The sequence below is a fragment of the Nonomuraea sp. NPDC049504 genome, assembly GCF_040676845.1.
In the GTDB taxonomy this organism is placed as follows: domain Bacteria; phylum Actinomycetota; class Actinomycetes; order Streptosporangiales; family Streptosporangiaceae; genus Nonomuraea; species Nonomuraea salmonea.
In genome coordinates this window covers 1-17,028 of the sequence record NZ_JBFAPT010000034.1, presented here as the reverse complement: position 1 = coordinate 17,028, position 17,028 = coordinate 1, and the positions used below count along the sequence as shown (strand labels likewise).

The window sequence follows — 17,028 nt, the reverse complement described above, 5'->3', positions numbered from 1 at the left end:
CGGTGACGTGCGCGAACCGGGACAGAGCCGCCGGCCGGGAGCCGGGCGACCGAGATGCTCTCAGGCGTGGTGCTCCTCGGTCCTGGCCTGGTCCATCTGGTGGACCACGCCAGGACCGGCTGCCGGCGATCCGCCGCGGAGGCGGGTGGAGCGGGACGCCAGGTGCCGGGGTGGCGTGTCCAGGTCCGCCGGTGGCCTCGCGTCGTGGGCCGTGGCCACGACGCGATCCCCTCTGCTCAGCAGGTGTCGAGCGGCTTGCGTCAGTCGATGGCCTGGTAGAGGGTGGTCCAGAAGTCGCTCATCAGATGGGCCGGGCTGGGCACCGTGTAGCCGAGCTGGCAGAGCAGGATGCCGGTCAGGTCGTTGGCGGGGTCGGCGTAGGCGGAGGTGCCGCTGCCGCCGTCCCAGCCGAACTGGCCGACCGGCGCGTAGTCGCCGCGGTAGGTGCGCACCGCCATGCCCATGCCCCAGCCGCCCTGCTGGCCCTGGCCGAAGGAGATGTGCACGTTGTCGCGGGCCAGGGCGGTGCGGGCGGCGTTCTGCTCGGGGGTGAGCCGGTTGGTGGTCATCAGCTCGACGGCGGGCCGCGACAGGATGCGCCGGCCCTCGTGGACGCCGCCGTTGAGCAGCATGCGGAAGTAGGCGTGGTAGTCGTCGGCGGTGGAGACCAGGCCGCCTCCGCCGCCCTGGAAGGCCGGGGGGCTGCTCCAGCGGCCGTGCTCGGGCTCGTCCCAGGCGAGGAACTCGCCCGTGGCGGGGTCGGGTGCGTACAGGGTGGGCAGCCGGTCCAGCCGGCCGGCGGGCACGTGGAAGGCGGTGTCGCGCATGCCGAGCGGCTCGAAGACGCGCTCGTGCAGGAAGTCGCCGAACGTCTGGCCGCTCACACGGGAGACGAGCACGCCGACCAGGTCGCTGCTGATCTGGTACTGCCACTGCGCGCCGGGCTGGTGCATGAGCGGCAGCTCCCCGAGGCGGCGCATCCACTCGTCCTGCTCGGGGACCTCGACCGGCAGGTTCGGCGTCAGGCCCCGCTCGAAGATCGCGTTCAGGATGGGGGTGCCCAGCGCCGTCATGTCCATGCCGAGGCCGAAGGTGGAGGTGAGCACGTCCCGTACGGTGATCGGGCGCCGCGCCGGCACGGTGTCGTCCAGGTCGGCGCCGATGCTCCTCAGCACCTTGCGGTCCGCCAGCTCGGGCAGCCACGGTTCGACCACGTCGTCCAGTCGCAGCCGGCACTCGTCCAGCAGCACCATCGCCGCCGCGATCGTGACCGGCTTGGAGGTGGAGGCCATCCGGAAGATCGTGTCACGCCGCATCGGCGCGCCACCGTCGTGCTGCATGGTGCCCAGCGCCTCGACGTGGGTCCGGCCGCCGCGGCCGACCAGAGCCACCAGGCCGGGAATCCGCCCGGACTCGACGTGCCGCGCCAGCACGTCCCTCAGCCTGAGCAGCCCCTGCTCGGAGAAGCCGTTCGCCATAAGTGTCGTCTCCTTGTCGTCATGGTTGGTCCGCCGGTGCGGTTGCGATCCGGCGTTCGTACGTTCGCCTCGCGAAGGGACCTGACGTCGGGCCGTCGTTGACCCGTAGCACCAGGTCAGCGAGCAGCCCCAGGTGAGGGCCACTCCGCGGCGAAGCCGGGAACGCAGTCCTTGAGCCGCACGAGGTGCGGCCGGGCCGCCGTCGTGCGGCCGAGCCCGTCCCGCGAGGGCGTGGCCAGGAAGAACTGGTCGGCGCCTTCGCGCCCCAGGTGCTGGTGCTCGGCGACGAAGCCGCGCATCTCCCGCTCGTAGGCGGCGAACGCATGCGTGTGACCGCCGCCCGCGGCCAGCTCGCCGGCCAGGATGTAGGCGCCGATCAACGCCTGGGAGGCGCCGCGACCCGAGGCGGCGGCGCACAGTAGGCGGCGTCCCCGAGCAGCACCACCCGGCCCGAGAACCAGCGGTCCATCTCCACCGGGGCGTTCGCCTCGAAGAAGAGGCCGTCCGCCGCCCACATCTCTCCGCGGAGCGCGCTCCACCACGGTCGGGGTGAACCCGTGGTGGCGCAGCCAGTACGCCAGGGCGGGCCCGGCGATGCCGGCACCGCAAACAAGGGCGTCCATCCATGTGCTCCTCGACCAAGGCGAATCGTACGAATCGAGGATCAAGTACGGTGAACACCCGAAACAACGGCGAAACCCGCAAGATCACCTTCAGTGTGAGTGAACGGAGCAGGTCAGGCGTGGAACTGCGTGACATCGAGATCTTCCTGACCCTGGCGGAGGAGCTGCACTTCGGCCGCACCGCCACCCGGCTCTGCCTGTCGCCCGCTCGCGTCACCCAGGCGATCCAGAAGCAGGAACGGCAGGTCGGGGCTTCGCTGTTCGAGCGCAACAACCGCACGGTCCGGCTGACCCAGGTCGGGCGGCAGCTCCGGGACGACCTCCGGCCGCTCTACGCCGGGCTGAAGGACAGCATGGAACGCGCCCAGCTCGCCGGCCAGGGCATCACCGGCACGCTGCGCGTCGGCATGCTGCCGCTCAACGCCTACGACCTGCGCCCCTACTGGGACGTCTTCCGCCTGCGCCACCCGCAGTGGAAGCTGCGCATCCACAGCGCGCAGCTGGGCCACGCCTTTCCCGCGCTGCGCCGCGGAGACATCGACGTCCTGGTGAGCTGGCTGCCCGTCGACGAACCCGACCTCACCGTGGGGCCGGTCGTGTTCGCCGAGCAGCGCGTGCTGGCCGTCGCCAAGGACCACCAGCTCGCCCCGCGCCCGTCGGTCTCGCTGGAGATGATCTCCGACTTCCAGCATCCGCACGCCGACACCGGGCCCGGCTACTGGTACGACGCCTACGCCCCGCGCCTCACTCGGCGCGGACGTCAGATCGAGCGCGGCCCCGTGGTGGGGGACGCCGAAGAGGCCATGACCCTCGCCAGCATGGACGGGCTCGTCGTGCTCTTCCCCGCCCACGTCGCCCGCTACTGGACCCGGCCGGACATCGCCTACCTGCCGGTCATCGACATGGAGCCGCTGCCGTACGCGCTGGTGTGGCGGAGTGAGGCGGAGAACGAGCCCATCCGGGCCCTGGCCGATATCATCCGCGACCTGGGTCCGCTCCCGTCGGCCGCTGCCCCTTGAGGCGGTGTCTGAGCAGCTCGGCGGCCAGGAGCCGGTGGTCGTCCGGCTACCCGTCCGCCGTCGTGGACGCCAGTGGCCGCGCCTCGCCGGGATGCGCATGCCGCGACCGGAAACCGGCGTACCCGTCTGATCTCACCGACGTCGAACGGCAGGTGCTGGAGCCCGGGGCATTGACGCTGTCCAGGGAAGTAAAATGGACTGAGAGGTACACTTTCGGAGGTCCAGTGCTCACCAAGAAGGGTGCCGCGACCCGCCGGCGGATCATTGAAGCGGCGGGGGCCGAGATCCGCGAGCGTGGGGTGGCCTCGACGACTCTCGACGACATCTGCCGGCGCAGTCGCACTGGCAAGAGCCAACTGTTCCACTACTTCCCCGACGGCAAAGAGCAGCTCATGCTGGCGGTGGCCCAATGGGAGGCCGACCAGGTGCTCGAGGACCAACAGCCCTATCTCGGGCAGCTGACCTCGTGGCCGTCGTGGCATCAGTGGCGTGACGCGGTGGTCGAGCGGTATCGGCGGCAGGGGGTGCACTGCCCGCTGGGGGTGCTGATCACCGAGATCGGCAGGTACAGCCCAGCCGCGCAGGCCGTTACCCGGCAACTGATGGAACAGTGGCGGCGCCAGATCCAGGTGGGCATCGAGCGGATGCGAGAGAGCGGCCAGATCAGCCGGGACGTCGATCCCGTACGTACCTCCGCCGCCCTGATCGCCGCGATCCAGGGCGGCGTGACGCTCTTGATGTCGACGGGCTCCGCGGAGTACCTGGAGTATGTGCTGGACCTGTGCCTCGACCACCTGCGTACGGGCGCACCCGCGCGCACCTGAGCCTCGGTGGGCGAGGGGAGACCTGCCTCGCGGATCAGATCTGCTTCTCCGGCACCCAGTTCCGGACAACGGGTTGGTAGCCGACCGGCTTGTCACCGACTTTGACACCGACGTTGATCAACCACGACTGGTACTCCGGCGTGAACATCTTGTACAGGTCGCCCGGCGGCACGGCACTGGCCGCGTCGAGCTCGGCGCGCAATTCCGCCGGCAGCTCGAAGTCGAGGGCCGCCAGTGAGGAACCGAGCTGCTCGGCGCTGCTGGCCCCCACGATGGCCGAGGCTATCCCTGGCTGGGTCACGACCCAGTTGAGCGCCACCTGGGCCATCGTCACGCCCAGTTCGCCGGCCACGGTCTCCAGCGTCTTCAGCAATTCCCACTGCTGGTCGTTCCACTCCAGCCCGCCGCCGGCGCCGCTGAGGCGTCCTTCGCCGGTCAAGCCCTTGTCCGAGTTGCGGTACTTGCCGGTGAGGAAACCGCCGCCCAGCGGACTCCACGCTGTGATCCCGAGTCCCAGGGCCTGCCCGGCGGGAACGTGTTCGGTCTCGATGGTCCGTGCGGCGAGTGAGTAGGGCAACTGCAGGTTGACCATCGGCGTGAGCGAGTGTGCTTCGGCCAGCGTCTGCGCTCGGGCGGCGTACCAGGCCGGCACGTCGGACAGGCCGGCGTAGCGGATCTTGCCCGCCTTGGTGAGGTCGTCGAAGGTGCGTAGTACCTCCTCGACGGGGGTGATGCGGTCCCACGTGTGCAGCAGGTACAGGTCGAGGTAGTCGGTCCGCAGGCGGCGCAGCGACGCCTCGATCGCCCGGATCATGTGCTTGCGGCCGTTCCCGCCCGCGTTCGGGTCACCAGGGTCGATGCTGTTGGTGAACTTGGAGGTGAGCACCACCCGCTCGCGGACCCCGGCGTCGGCGATGAGCTTGCCGAGGATCGTCTCGCTCGCGCCCGCCGTGTAGAAGTCCGCGGTGTCGATGAAGTTTCCGCCCGCTTCCAGGTAGCGGCGCAAGATGGGCCGGACCTCGTCCTCGGTCTTGCCGTAGGGGGCGTGGAAACCGTCCTTGCCGAAATTCATCGTGCCCAGCGACAGGCGGCTGACTCGCAGCCCGGAACGGCCCAGCAGATAGTACTGGTCGAATGACATAACTGCATTTCTCCTGAAAGAGGTAATGAAGAGGCTTTCACCTTGCGGAAAGCTTGCGGACGTAGTCGGGATGGCTGTGGTCGCGCCAGGCGATGATCTGGCCGCTGGAGAACTCGTGGAGGGCAAGGCTCATGATCGGGGCAGCGGTCCGCCGGGCCGCGCGCGCCCGTGAACCTGCTCGGCGATCAGGACCTGGTGGATGATCGCGACCTTCACCTGCTCGAAGTCCTCGAGTCGGTGTTGCGGGCCGCCGGGAAGCGGCGAGCCAGGTCGTCGTCGGTCACGAATTCAGGATGGAGCGCGAAAAATGTACCCGCAAGTCCAGAATCTCGACCCTGTGGCCGAGGAAGGCTGTAAGAACACCCAAGCGCGTCCTCGGCGGCGGAGCCGAAGCCCGCGGCAACGCCGCCGTCCTGGTGGGGTCGTTTCACCGTCACCTGCGCCGGGCAGCAGGCGGCCCGGCACGGACGCTGCTGGCGTCCACCAGACCCTCACCGACCCGGCCCACGCCCAAGTTCTCCGAAGGAGAAGGCGAACCCGCCCGCGATCAGACGGCTAACCCTTCGAGCCGGTGAACGCGATGCCCGCGATCAAGTGCCGTTGCATGACCACGAAGAGGACGATCACCGGCAGGGAGGCCACGACGGCGCCGGCGAACAGGATCGGGAAGTTGGTCTGGAACTGGCCGCGCAGCGAGGCGAGCCCCGCCGAGAGCGTCATCATCTCCGGGTCGGTGTTGACCACCAGCGGCCACAGCAGGCTGCTCCACGACCACATGACGGTCAGCAGTCCCAGGGCGAGCAGGCCCGGCCTGACCAGCGGCAGCATGATGTGCCAGTACACCTGCACCGGGTTGGCCCCGTCCAGGCGGGCGGCCTCGTCGAGCTCCCTGGGCAGAGTGAGGAAGAACTGTCTCAGCAGGAACGTCCCGAAGGCGCCGAAGACGCCCGGCGCGATCAGCGCCTGCAGGGTGTTGAGCCAGCCGAGCCCCTGCATGATCTCGTAACGCGGAATGATGAACAACTCGCCGGGAACCATGAGGACGGCCAGGAAGAGCAGGAAGATGGCGCCGCGGCCGGGGAAGCGCAGCCGGGCGAAGGCGAAGGCGGCCAGCGAGCACAGCAGCAGCTGCCCGGCGGTGACGGCCGCGGTGACCACGACGGTGTTGAGGAACTGCCGGGCCAGCGGCACGGTACGGAAGACGTCGGCGAAGTTCGACCACTGCCAGGAGGGCGTGAACCGTGGAGGCACGCGCAGTGAGTCGGGCAGGGTCTGCAGCGAGACCACGAGCTGCAGGGCGAAAGGCGCCAGCATCACCAGCGCGCCCGCGGCCAGCAGCACGTGGGCCGGCCAGGTCCTCGGCCTATTCATAGTGCACCCACTTCTTCTGCAGCCGGAACTGGATCGCGGTCAGCACGAGGATCAGCCCGAGCAGCACCACGGCGATGGCCGCGGCGAGCCCCCGCTGGTTCTGCACGAACCCTTTCTCGAAGAAGAGGTAGACGATCGTGCGGCTGCCGCTCAGCGCCGGGCTCTTGAGGTCGATCATGAGGAAGACCAGGTCGAAGACCTGCAAGGCGTTGATCATGGTGATCACGATGACGAAGAACGTGGTGGGGGTGAGCAGCGGGAGGGTGATGCGGAAGAACTGCCGCACCCGTCCCGCCCCGTCGATCGAGGCGGCCTCGTAGTACGGCCGCGGGATGCCCTGCAGCCCGGCCAGGAACAGCACGGCGTTGTAGCCGATCGTGCTCCAGACCCCGACGATCGCGATCGCGTAGAGGGCGAAGTCGGGATCGCCCACCCAGTACGGCCCGTCGACGCCGATCGCGCCCAGCAGGTGATTGATCGCGCCGAAGTCGCCGTTGAACAGGTAGCGCCAGGTCAGGCCGACCGCGGCAGGCATGGTGACGACGGGCAGGAAGTACAGGGTCCGGTAGACGCTCAGGCCACGCAGTCCCGGCACGTTGAGCAGGGCCGCGACGACGATGGACAGCGGTACGCCGGCCAGCACGAGCACGGCGTAGAGAAGGGTGTTGCGAAGCGCGCCGAGCATCTCCTCGTCGCCGAGCAGGGTGGCGAAGTTGGCCGTCCCCACCCAGGTCTGCCCGCCGAACACCCCTGACTCGGTGAAGCTGAGGTACACGGTCTGGGCGATGGGCCACAGGTAGAAGACGGCCAGGCCCAGCGCCATGGGGGCGATGAGGAGGTATCCCCACGCCCACTCGCGCCTGGAGTGCATCCGTCTACTCCTTGGCCAGGATCTCGTTCATCTGCGCCGCGATCTCCCTGGCCACGTCGGCGACCGGCCGCTTGCCGGACCAGGCGTCGGCGAGCTTCTTGTTCTGCACGTCCTGCCACTGCGCGGTGTTCAGCGTCGCCGGGTACGGCACGCCGTGCGGCATCGAGGCCTCATAGGTCTCCTTGAGGTGGAAGGAGGGGAAGGCCGTGAACCAGCCGTCCTGGGTGCCGGGACGGACCGACAGGGCGCCGCCGCCGCTGTCACTGATGATCTTCTGCGCTTGCTCGGAGGAGACGAACGCGGCGAAGGCCGCAGACTCCTCGGGGTGCTCGCTCTTGGCCGAGACGGCGTTGGCCAGGCCGAGCAGGATGACGGCCTCCCGCGCGGGCCCCTTGGGCAGGGGAGCCACGTCGATCCGCTCGCGGATCTCGGGATTGGCCCAGTAGGTGGAGGCGAACCAGACGCCGCCGTAGTACATGCCGTACTTGCCCGACTGGAAGAGCTGGATGGGGTCGGTGTCGGTGTACACCTCCGCGACGGGCGCGACCTTGTCCTTGATGAGGCCGGTCCAGAACTCGAGGCCCTGGATGGAGGCGGGGTCGTCGAAGCCGCTCTTCTTGCCGTCGGGCGAGAGCACGTGCCCGCCGGCCTGGATCATGGTGTTGTAGAAGCCGCCCTGGTCCCACATCGGGGCGAGGATGCCGAACTGCTGCTTGGCCGGGTCGGTCAGCTTCTTGGCGGCGGACGTGACGTCGTCCCAGGTCCAGTCGGCGGTGGGGTACTCCAGGCCGGCCGCGTCGAAGATCTTCTTGTCGTACCAGAGCGCGGGGATGCTCACGTTGTGCGGCAGGCCGTAGAGCTTGCCCTCGTAGCGGTAGCCCTCCACGACCGCCTCGGGCAGGCCCGCCGCCCCGGACTCCGCGATCGGGGCGATGACGCCGCCCTTGGCGTACATGCGGACGTTGAGGCTGTTCATCCAGAAGACGTCGGGGGCCGCGCCGCCGGACGCGGCCGTCTGGAGCTTGGTCCAGTACTGCTCCCAGGGGGTGATCTCCAGCTTGACGGTGACGTTCGGGTGGGCCTGCTGGAAGGCGGCGATGATCTTCTCCGAGCCGGCCTGGTCGTTCTTGTCCCAGATGGCGTAGCTGATCGTGACCTTGCCGTTGGCGTCGGGTTCGGCGGAAGAGCCGCAGCCCGCGGTGAGGACGGCCAGGCTGACCAGCCCGGCCAGGGGGAGACGAAGACGCACGGGTTTCTCCAGGTTGGGGGGTGAGTTAGAACCGCAGGTTCGCGGTCCAGGCGGCGAGCTCGCCGTCGATCTCCGCCCGGGTCCGGGGATGGCCGGGGGCGTCGGGGCGTCGCTGCCAGGGGTGCGGGCCGGCGGCCGGGCGATATTCCACGCCCAGCGCGTCGAGCCGCTTCTCGTGCACGGCGAGCCGGACGAGGAAGTCCTCGAGGTCGCGCTCGCTGCTCCACACCGCCTCGGCGAAGGCGGCCAGGCGGGGGAAGGCCATGTAGTCGAGCAGCCGGGGCGAGTCGATGTGCTCGGTCCACAGCGCCGCCTGGGCGCCGAGGATCCGGTCCCGTTCCGCCTCGGTGAGGGCGGCGGGAACGGGGTCGAAGGCGTACACCGCCTCCAGGCAGGTCACGCTGCCGATGGGCACCGGCTCCTGCTCGCCCTCGGCCTGGCGGAAGTCCAGGTAGGTCTCGGCGAAGGGCGAGACGACCACGTCATGGCCGGCCCGGGCGGCCATGGTCGTGCACCTGTCGCCGCGCCAGGAGGCCACGGTGACGCCCGGCGGCAGGCCGCCTTCCAGGAGCTCGTCCCAGCCGAGCGGTCTGCGCCCCCGGGCGAGCAGGAAGTCGGTGAAGTGCCGCATGAACCAGGTCTGCAGTTCCGCGGCGTCGCGCAGGCCGAGCTCGCGAATGCGCTCCTTGGCGGCGAGGCTGTCGTTCCACTGGGTCTTGGGGACCTCGTCGCCGCCGACGCAGACGTATGGGCCGGGGAAGAGCTCCAGGACCTCCTCCAGTACGTCGAGGAAGAAGGCGATGGTGGCATCGGCGACGTTGAGCACGTTCTCGCTGACGCCCCATTCCGTGGCCACCTCCGGCGGGGTGGCGAGGTTGCCGAGCTGCGGGTAGGAGGCGATGGCGGCCTGCGTGTGGCCGGGCAGGTCGATCTCCGGGACGACGGTGATGAACCGGTCGGCGGCGTAGGCGACGATCTCCCTGATGTCGTCCTGGCTGTAGAAGCCGCCGTGCGGCCGGCCGTCGAAGCGGCGGTGCCGCCGGGCGCCCAGCGGCGACTCGCGCCGCCAGGCGCCGGTCTCGGTCAGCTTCGGGTACTTCCTGATCTGCAACCGCCAGCCCTGGTCGTCGGTCAGGTGCAGGTGCAGGACGTTGAGCTTGTGCATGGCCAGCAGGTCGATGTACCGCAGCAGGTCGTTCTTGGGCAGGAAGTGGCGGGCCACGTCGATGAGGCAGCCACGCCAGCCGTACCGGGGGGCGTCGGCGATCGAGACGGCGGGGACGCTCCACGTCCTGCCGGCGATGCGGCCCCTGCGGAACGCGGCCGGGTGGAGGAGCTGGCGCAGCGTCTGCGCTCCGTAGAAGGCGCCGGCCGGGCTCGCCGCCTCGATCAGCACCGACTTCTGCGTGACCGTGAGCCGGTACTCCTCCGGCCCGAGCCCGCCGGCCAGACGGAACTCGACGCCGCCGGGCCCCTCGGGCAGGGGCAGGCCGGTGGCCGGCAGGAGGCTCGCGCGCAGCCACGCCGCCGCCCTGGCCAGCACCGGGTCGGCGGCCAGCGCGGTGGCGACGGTGAAGGTGAAGCACCCCTCGCCGGGGGACAGGCGGGCGGGCGCCGGGATCGTCGTCACAGGGCCTGCACCGTCCGGGACGTGCGGGCGCGCTCGGCGGCCCAGACGACCAGGTGCCCGGCCAGGGCCTCGGCCGGAGCTGCGCCGAGCGGCGCCTGGTCGCCCGCCTCCACGGCGTCGATGAACGCCTTGATCAGCCCGGCGTCGCCGCCGCCGTGGCCGTCGGCCAGCGAGGCGCCCGCGCGCGTCGCGGTGTCGATCCTCTCCTCCGTGCCGGTCGTGAAGTCGACGATCCTGATGCTCCGGCCGTCGCCCTCGGCGAAGCCGTGGGTGCCGAAGACTCTCGTCTTGCGGTGTTCGAGCGGGGTGAAGGCGGTCATCGTGAAGGACGCCGTCGTGCCTCCGGCGAACTCCAGCATCACCACCTGCTGGTCCACCACGTCGTTGTCGCAGGTGTAGACGCAGCGGCCGTACGGGCCCTCCTCCAGCGCCCGCATGACACCGGCCGTCGTGGCGTCGGAGGTGACGGGGCCGAGCGGCCAGAACTCCCGCTCCGGATCGCCCAGGCACCCCAGATACAGGCGCTTGGCGGAATAGGGGCAGGCGGGTTCGACCGCGCAGCTCACGCAGCGGCTGCCCGCCCCCGGCGGCCGGCTCTCCGGCCGGAAGTGCGTCAGCGACCCGAAGGAGGCCACACCGATCGGCTCGTCGCCGAGGAGGTGCAGCAGCCAGTCGAGGTCGTGGCAGGACTTGGTCAGCAACATCGGCCCGGACTGGGCGGTGTTGCGCCAGTTGCCCCGGACGAAGGAGTGGGCCATGTGCCACCAGCCCACCGGTTCCAGGTGCTGGACGCTGGAGATCGCGCCCAGCCGGCCACCGTCCACCAGCTGCTTGAACGCCCGGGTGTAGGCGGTGTAGCGCATGACATGGGCGAGCGCGAAGACGACCCCGGCCCGCTCGACGGCCTCGACGATCCTGCGTGCCTCGGGTTCCGTCGGCGCCATGGGTTTCTCCAGCAGGACGGCGTAGCCCAGCCCGGCGAAGGCCACCGCCGGCCCGGCGTGCAGCCTGTCCTGGGTGGCGATCACCACCGCGTCGGCCAGCCTCGGCACGGCGGCCAGCTCCTCCCAGCCGGTGAAGCGGGCCTGTTCCGGCAGGCCGTGCTCGCGGGCCAGCGCGTCCCGCCGGGCGGGGTCGGGATCCGCCACGGCGACGATCCGCGATCGGCCATCGGCGGCTGCCGCCCTGGCGTAGATCTGGCCCCGGGCTCCCGCCCCGATGACGGCCAACTTCACGGTCATGTGCCGACCCCCGATTTATTGCGGAGTTCATAGATATTCACGATCGAGGTCTTGCCGTCAAGCCCCTCCGCATCAGATGATCCAGGTGGCACACGCCCGGCGGAGGGCGTGCCAGAGCTGATTAATCCGGAGACCGCAATTAACGGGAGGTAGAACCTGTGCAGGTCGGTGGTGGTGACCTTCAGCGGCTGCGCCAGCTGAACTCGCTCAGCAGCATTCGGGTCCTGCGTGCGGCGCCGGGGCCGCTGACCCTCACCGAGCTGGCCACGCTGACGGGGCTGTCACGCAACTCCGTCATCGAGGTTGTCGGCGATCTGCACGAACTCGGCTGGATCACCGACGTCGAGCCCGCTCCGGGGAGTCTGGGCCGGCCCGCCAAGCGATACCGCTTCCGGACCGACGCCGGCCATGTGCTCGGCGTCGACGTCGGCGTGCACAAGGTCCTCGCCGTGATCACTGATCTGGCCGGCCGTACCGTCTCCAGCGGCCGGGTCGCGGTGGACGCGCGCACCACGCGCGACGAGCGGCTGGAGGCCGTGTGGCGGGCCGTCGAGGCCGCACTCGTCGCCTCCGGACTGAGCGCCCGCGACCTGTGGGGCGTCACCGTCGGCAGCATCGGCGTCGTCAACAGGGAAGGTGTGGTCACCCGGGTCGAGTCCCTGCCCGACTGGGCGGGGGTCGATCTCATCGGCCATCTCGGGCAGCGGCTGTCCTGCCCGATCACCGTCGAGAACGACAGCAAGCTCGCCGCCCTCGCCGAACAACGGCTCGGTATCGCGTCGGGCGTCCGCGACCTCGTCTACCTGCACGCGGGCCGCCGGCCAGGCGCCGCCCTCATCCTCAGCGGACGCCTGCACCACGGCTTCAGCGGAGCCAGCGGCGAGGTCGGGCTCATGGAGATGACCGGCTGGCGCACCATGGCCGCCCACCTCGAGCGATCGCCCGCGGCACGGGGCGCCACGCCCGAGGACGCCGCCGGTCTGGTCTTCACCGCCGCCCGGGCCGGCGATCCCGAGGCCCTTGAGGCCGTGAACGCCTACGCGCACCAGCTCGCGCTCGGCACCGCGGCCATGGTTTTGACCCTCGACCCCGAACTGGTCGTGCTGGGGGGCGGATTCTCCCGCTCGGCCGACGTCCTGCTGCCCGCCCTGCGCCGGGCGCTCGAACCCCACTGCCTGCGCGTGCCCGAGATCCGGCCCTCGACACTCGGCGAGGAATGCGTCGCGCTCGGCGCGGCCTGCCTGGCGCTGGAGCACGTGGACGACCATTTCTTCTCCTCCGACGGCTCGATCTCCCGCCCCGCGGCGCCCCAGCGGCTCGCCTGACACCCCGTTCCCGCGGAGAACGCACACCCCCCTCCAGGAGGACACGCCCATGCGTAGATCCATCCCGCCTCTCGCCGCCGCCCTGGCCTTGACCGGGCTGCTCACCACGGCACCGGCGGCGGCCGGCGCCGCGGCCACGCCCGTGATGTACCGGCTGGAATGTGACGGGCTGCTCGCCGGCAGCACCTGCACGGCGGTCGCCACCGCCCGGCCGCGCCCGCACCACGTGCAGGAATTCACCCTCACCGTCACCAGGGGCGACCAGGTATGGGCGCGGGAGACCCTCTACAGCCGGACCGGGACCGTACGCAGCCGGCCGTTCGTGCTGCCCGCGCGCAGGCAGAGCGTGAAGCTCGACGTCTCCGTCACCACCCTGCCCGAGCAGCAGGTCGGCACCCCCGTACGGCTGATGTCCTGGAACCTGTTCGTCGGAGGCACGATCAACGGCCAGGAGAAGACGGGCGAGAATCTCCGGCAGATGATCGACTACATCAACGAGGTCGACCCCGATGTCCTGTTCGTGATCGAGGGGTACGGATCGGGGCAGAAGATCCTCGACGGGCTGAACGCCGGGCGGCCGGCGGATGAGCGGTTCACCGGCGTGCGGCTCACCACGCCGGAGGACTACAGCGCCAACGGCGACAACCTGTGGCTGTACACCAAGCTCAAGGTGGAGAAGGTCTACCCGCGCTACGCGGACGCCGACATCACCTCGTTCAACCTCGGCGGCGCCCGGCTCGGCCTGCCCGACGGCAGGCACGTCCACGCCTTCAGCATGTGGACCTGGCACGAGATCTCCGCCAACTGGGACGTCCACGAGGCGGCCGTGCAGAACCTCTACGGCCGGCCACGGACGAAGACCGACGCGCAACTCCTCGACGACGACCGCTTCCGCCGCGTCGCCATGGGCAGGGCCATCCTGGACAAGGCGCTGCCGTCCTTCATCGGTGACGACGACGCCCCCGTGCTCATGGGCGGCGACCTCAACGCCTGGCCGTACCTGGACTGGACCGAGCAGTTCGCCGGCGCGCGCGGGCACGCGGGCCTGGTGCTGCCCTGGCCGTTGACCAAGATGTTCGCCGACTCCGGCTTCGTCGACACCTTCCGCCACGCCAACCCCGACGCCGGGCGCCACCCCGGCCGCACCTGGAGCCCGCAGAGCGGCTATCGCTCCGCGCCCGCCCGCATCGACTACATCTTCACCCGCGGCAAGGACGTCCGCGTCCTCGGCTCCCGCATCGACGACCGCCGCCTGCCCCGCCATCAGGGCAGCGCCCTCGACCAGACCTACCCGTTCTACTCCGACCACAGCGCCGTGGTCACCGACGTGGTGATCCGCGGCAGGGGAACGGGCCCCGACCGGCCCGCCGTGGCCGACGAGCCCGAGGACGCCCCCGGCGGCTGGCCCTCTCCTCCGGAGGGCACCCCGGTGCCTCCGGCCGAGCTCAGCGCGACGGCCACCGTCACCAAACCCGGCACCGGCGACCCGGCCAGGGCGATCGACGGCGACCCCTTCACCGACTACCGCTCCGGCGTCGCGCCGCAGCCGCACACCATCACGGTGGACCTCGGACGGGTGCGGAACCTGTCCGCGGTCAGGTTCCAGCCCACGCTGGCGTACGACATGAGCGGCACCATCGAGCGGGGCGCCGTGCAGGTGAGCGAGGACGGCACGACGTTCAGGGACGTCGAGCGGGTCGAGTGGCCGCGCATGTCGGCTCCCCACGACGTCGACCTGAAGGGGGTCTCGGCCAGATACCTGCGGTTGCGCGTGGACTACGGCATGGGCGGGGCCTCCACGCTCGCCGAGATCATCCCGTACGAGATCTCCTGACGGCGGAACGCTCCCGCCCCCTGTCACGAGAGCACCAGGCTCCACCGCACCAGGGCCGGCGCACGTGCGGTGGCGACCTACGAACGCCTGGAGATCGTCTGCCGCACGCCACACCGGCAGCGACCCGGCCCGGCGTCCGCCGGGCCGGCGGTCCAGCTGTTCCGCGCCACGCTGCATGTGGACGTAGTGGGGTTGTCGGTCGTTGATGGTGTTGATCAGTGACCGAGGGGTGGGTTGGGCATGTCCGGTTTCGTGTGCGACGCCATCGTGAGCATGAACGCCCGTGGCGCAACCGGGAGCTCTTGCTCTGGCGATCAGTCGGCGTGCCTGTTCCATAAGCTTTTGATCTTGCGGTTGATGATCAGCAGACGAAGAGACCCCGTCAGCGGTGCGCTGGCGGGGTCTTGGTTGTGCAGCTCGGCGTTGAGGATCAGTCACACGAGTCTGTTGCCTTTGGAGGCTCAGGCTGCGGCGGCGCCTGCACTGCCTGGATGGCCTCCTCCACCGAGGCTGCGACTTGGAAGGCGGTGCGCAGGCCGGTGATCGTCAGGAGGCGTTCCAGCAGGGGCGGGAGGTTGGACAGGACCAGGTTGCTCTGCTGTTCGCGGCTTTGGCGGAGCAGGAGCACGAGCACGCCGACGCCCATGGAGTCGCAGAACGTCACGCTGCTCAGGTCCAGGACCAGGCCGGCGGACTGGGCCACCTGCCAGGCGTCTTTCACCTGGCGGTGCAGCAGGCTGGAGGTCTGGTAGTCGAGTTCGCCGGCCGCGCGGGCGACGATGAAGTCTTCGTGCAGGCCGATGGTGACGGTGAAGCGCTCGGTGGAGTCGTCCGGCTCGTCCATGAAGACCATCATCCTTGGTGTCCGGTGCAGGTGGCGGGGTGATTCCCGATCCGTGCCCTGGCCTGGATCGGCTGGTGGTATGGATGGTGGGCGGCCGAGCTGCTGGAGGGGGAGCCAGGCCGTGAAGGGGGTGTGGGCGTCCAGGCGCGCGAGTCACACGATGTTCTCGGACGCCCATGCCCGTTCTCGCTGGTTAGTCGGCCTGCCGGTGCAGGTCGTGGTCGGTGAACAGGGCGATCAGCCGGCGGACGGGCAGGCCGGCCTCGGTCCGGTAGCGGAAGGGCTGGTCCAGGTCGAGGGTGTAGCGGTTGCGGCGGCCGATGCGTTCCCGGGTCAGGTAGCCGGCCTGGTGCAGGTCGGTGACGATGCTGTGCACCGCGCGTTCGGTGATGCCGATCCGGGCGGCGATGCCGCGCGTCCGCGTCTCGGGGTTGCGGGCGATCTCGATCAGCACGCGGGCGTGATGGGTGAGAAACGTCCAGGCCGCGCGACGGTCGTCGGATGAGGTCACGGCTCCCTGCCTTCTGGGTCCAGCTGGCCTGTTTGTCGGAAGGGACGGCAGGACTCTTTCCTGAAGATTCTATGCTGAATCGCAGTTCCCGTATCGAGCTTCATGTATGCCTGGTCGAGGCGAACATGGCCGAGTGATCCCCGGGTGAAGGCTGCGGGTTGGTGACGGTAGGAGATCAATCGGATCGTCCGGGTTGATCATCGGGGAGCTCTGCCGTCACGGTGACCGTGTTCCGAGTGACGTGAGTCACATGGCAACGGCCCTCCCGGTATCGATTGGCGGCGAGCTCGGGAGGGCCGTGCGAGCGTGCCCGGAGGCACCTTGATCACGGTAGAGGTCGACGCGGCTGAGGTCGAGCGGCGATTACGAGCAGGACAGATCACGTGCCCGTCGTGCGGGGGCGTGCTGGCCAGGTGGGGGTTCGGGCGTCGGCGCCGGTTGCGGGGCATGGGCGAGACGCTGATCGAGGTCCGGCCGCGGCGGTCGCGATGCGGCTCGTGCGCGCGCACGCATGTGTTGCTGCCGGTCACGGGGTTGCTGCGGCGGGCCGACGGGGTCGAGGTGGTCGGGGCCGCGCTGGAGGCGAAGGCCCGGGGCGCGGGGCATCGGCGGATCGCGTCCGGCCTGGGCCGTCCGCCCTCGACGGTCCGGGGCTGACTGCGACGGTTCGCCGCCTCAGCCGGGCGGGTGCGGGCCGTCTTCACCACGGTGTTGGTGCGGGTGGCGGGCAGCACGCAGCTGGTCCTTCCCGCGGCGGCAGAGACGGAGTTCGCCGACGCGGTGGCCGCCGTCGTCGCCTTGTCCATGGCGGTGGGGCGGCGCTTCGCTGAGAGCTCCTTCGTCGACACGTTGTCCCCGTGGCTGGTGGCCTGCGCGGTGACCGGCGGCCGGCTGCTGGCGCCGCCCGGACAAGGCGAGTTGATCAACACGAGTGCGCTCTTGGGAGCGGTGATGTGAGCGCGGCACCATGCCCGGTGATCTTTGTCGTCGATCACGAGGGAGTGGTGCGAGGGTGTCGAAGGCCGATGAGGAGGCGCGTCGGCGAGCCGAGCGCGCCCAGAAGGTGG

Annotated in this window: 16 protein-coding genes; 6 read left to right on the top strand and 10 right to left on the bottom strand. The window is 70.1% G+C overall.

Features of this window, described 5'->3' with window-relative positions; genetic code table 11:
* Positions 1-260 precede the first annotated feature (260 nt).
* Together AB0K28_RS43510 and AB0K28_RS43505 are read right to left on the bottom strand one after the other, a co-directional pair.
* A complete protein-coding gene (locus AB0K28_RS43510; RefSeq protein ID WP_364382236.1) occupies positions 261-1,478 on the bottom strand; it encodes a serine hydrolase domain-containing protein in 1,218 nt (405 codons plus the stop codon).
* Positions 1,479-1,594: 116 nt separating this feature from the next.
* Positions 1,595-2,101, bottom strand: a complete 507-nt coding sequence (locus tag AB0K28_RS43505) for a hypothetical protein (RefSeq protein ID WP_364382233.1) — start codon at positions 2,099-2,101, stop codon at positions 1,595-1,597.
* Between the two features lie 119 nt (positions 2,102-2,220).
* Here AB0K28_RS43505 and AB0K28_RS43500 point away from each other — a divergent pair, with 119 nt between their 5' ends.
* Together AB0K28_RS43500 and AB0K28_RS43495 are read left to right on the top strand one after the other, a co-directional pair.
* Complete coding sequence (locus tag AB0K28_RS43500; protein WP_364382230.1) at positions 2,221-3,120, top strand: LysR family transcriptional regulator; 900 nt, start codon at positions 2,221-2,223, stop codon at positions 3,118-3,120.
* Between the two features lie 224 nt (positions 3,121-3,344).
* Positions 3,345-3,944, top strand: a complete 600-nt coding sequence (locus AB0K28_RS43495; protein ID WP_364382227.1) for a TetR/AcrR family transcriptional regulator — start codon at positions 3,345-3,347, stop codon at positions 3,942-3,944.
* Positions 3,945-3,978: 34 nt separating this feature from the next.
* Here AB0K28_RS43495 and AB0K28_RS43490 read toward each other — a convergent pair whose 3' ends face one another.
* From AB0K28_RS43490 to AB0K28_RS43465, 6 genes are all read right to left on the bottom strand, one after another.
* A complete protein-coding gene (locus AB0K28_RS43490; RefSeq protein WP_364382224.1) occupies positions 3,979-5,085 on the bottom strand; it encodes an aldo/keto reductase in 1,107 nt (368 codons plus the stop codon).
* Positions 5,086-5,640: 555 nt separating this feature from the next.
* Positions 5,641-6,456: a carbohydrate ABC transporter permease gene (locus AB0K28_RS43485; RefSeq protein WP_364382221.1), complete on the bottom strand. Its 816-nt coding sequence runs from the start codon at positions 6,454-6,456 to the stop codon at positions 5,641-5,643.
* Positions 6,449-7,327, bottom strand: coding sequence for a sugar ABC transporter permease (locus tag AB0K28_RS43480; RefSeq protein WP_364382218.1), 879 nt, complete (start codon positions 7,325-7,327; stop codon positions 6,449-6,451). Before AB0K28_RS43480 ends, AB0K28_RS43485 begins: the two co-directional genes overlap by 8 nt.
* A 4-nt stretch (positions 7,328-7,331) precedes the next feature.
* Positions 7,332-8,576, bottom strand: coding sequence for a sugar ABC transporter substrate-binding protein (locus tag AB0K28_RS43475; RefSeq protein WP_364382215.1), 1,245 nt, complete (start codon positions 8,574-8,576; stop codon positions 7,332-7,334).
* Between the two features lie 25 nt (positions 8,577-8,601).
* Positions 8,602-10,206, bottom strand: a complete 1,605-nt coding sequence (locus tag AB0K28_RS43470; protein WP_364382212.1) for a beta-N-acetylhexosaminidase — start codon at positions 10,204-10,206, stop codon at positions 8,602-8,604.
* Positions 10,203-11,447 (bottom strand): Gfo/Idh/MocA family oxidoreductase, encoded by a 1,245-nt coding sequence (locus tag AB0K28_RS43465; RefSeq protein ID WP_364382209.1) that lies wholly within the window; start codon positions 11,445-11,447, stop codon positions 10,203-10,205. The genes AB0K28_RS43470 and AB0K28_RS43465 overlap by 4 nt, the downstream gene beginning before the upstream one ends.
* 158 nt (positions 11,448-11,605) lie before the next feature.
* Here AB0K28_RS43465 and AB0K28_RS43460 point away from each other — a divergent pair, with 158 nt between their 5' ends.
* Together AB0K28_RS43460 and AB0K28_RS43455 are read left to right on the top strand one after the other, a co-directional pair.
* Positions 11,606-12,772, top strand: coding sequence for an ROK family protein (locus AB0K28_RS43460; protein ID WP_345408631.1), 1,167 nt, complete (start codon positions 11,606-11,608; stop codon positions 12,770-12,772).
* A 49-nt stretch (positions 12,773-12,821) separates the two neighbouring features.
* Positions 12,822-14,606 (top strand): endonuclease/exonuclease/phosphatase family protein, encoded by a 1,785-nt coding sequence (locus AB0K28_RS43455; RefSeq protein WP_364382206.1) that lies wholly within the window; start codon positions 12,822-12,824, stop codon positions 14,604-14,606.
* A 430-nt stretch (positions 14,607-15,036) separates the two neighbouring features.
* Here AB0K28_RS43455 and AB0K28_RS43450 read toward each other — a convergent pair whose 3' ends face one another.
* Together AB0K28_RS43450 and AB0K28_RS43445 are read right to left on the bottom strand one after the other, a co-directional pair.
* Positions 15,037-15,450: an STAS domain-containing protein gene (locus AB0K28_RS43450; protein ID WP_364382203.1), complete on the bottom strand. Its 414-nt coding sequence runs from the start codon at positions 15,448-15,450 to the stop codon at positions 15,037-15,039.
* 193 nt (positions 15,451-15,643) lie between these two features.
* The gene (locus tag AB0K28_RS43445) at positions 15,644-15,961 is read right to left on the bottom strand and encodes a helix-turn-helix domain-containing protein (protein WP_364382200.1); all 318 of its coding nucleotides are present in this window, start codon (positions 15,959-15,961) and stop codon (positions 15,644-15,646) included.
* 321 nt (positions 15,962-16,282) lie between these two features.
* Here AB0K28_RS43445 and AB0K28_RS43440 point away from each other — a divergent pair, with 321 nt between their 5' ends.
* On the top strand, positions 16,283-16,618 hold the full coding sequence (locus tag AB0K28_RS43440) for a hypothetical protein (protein WP_364382197.1): 336 nt from the start codon (positions 16,283-16,285) through the stop codon (positions 16,616-16,618).
* A gap of 30 nt (positions 16,619-16,648) precedes the next feature.
* Positions 16,649-16,918: a hypothetical protein gene (locus AB0K28_RS43435; RefSeq protein ID WP_364382194.1), complete on the top strand. Its 270-nt coding sequence runs from the start codon at positions 16,649-16,651 to the stop codon at positions 16,916-16,918.
* Positions 16,919-17,028: the final 110 nt, after the last annotated feature.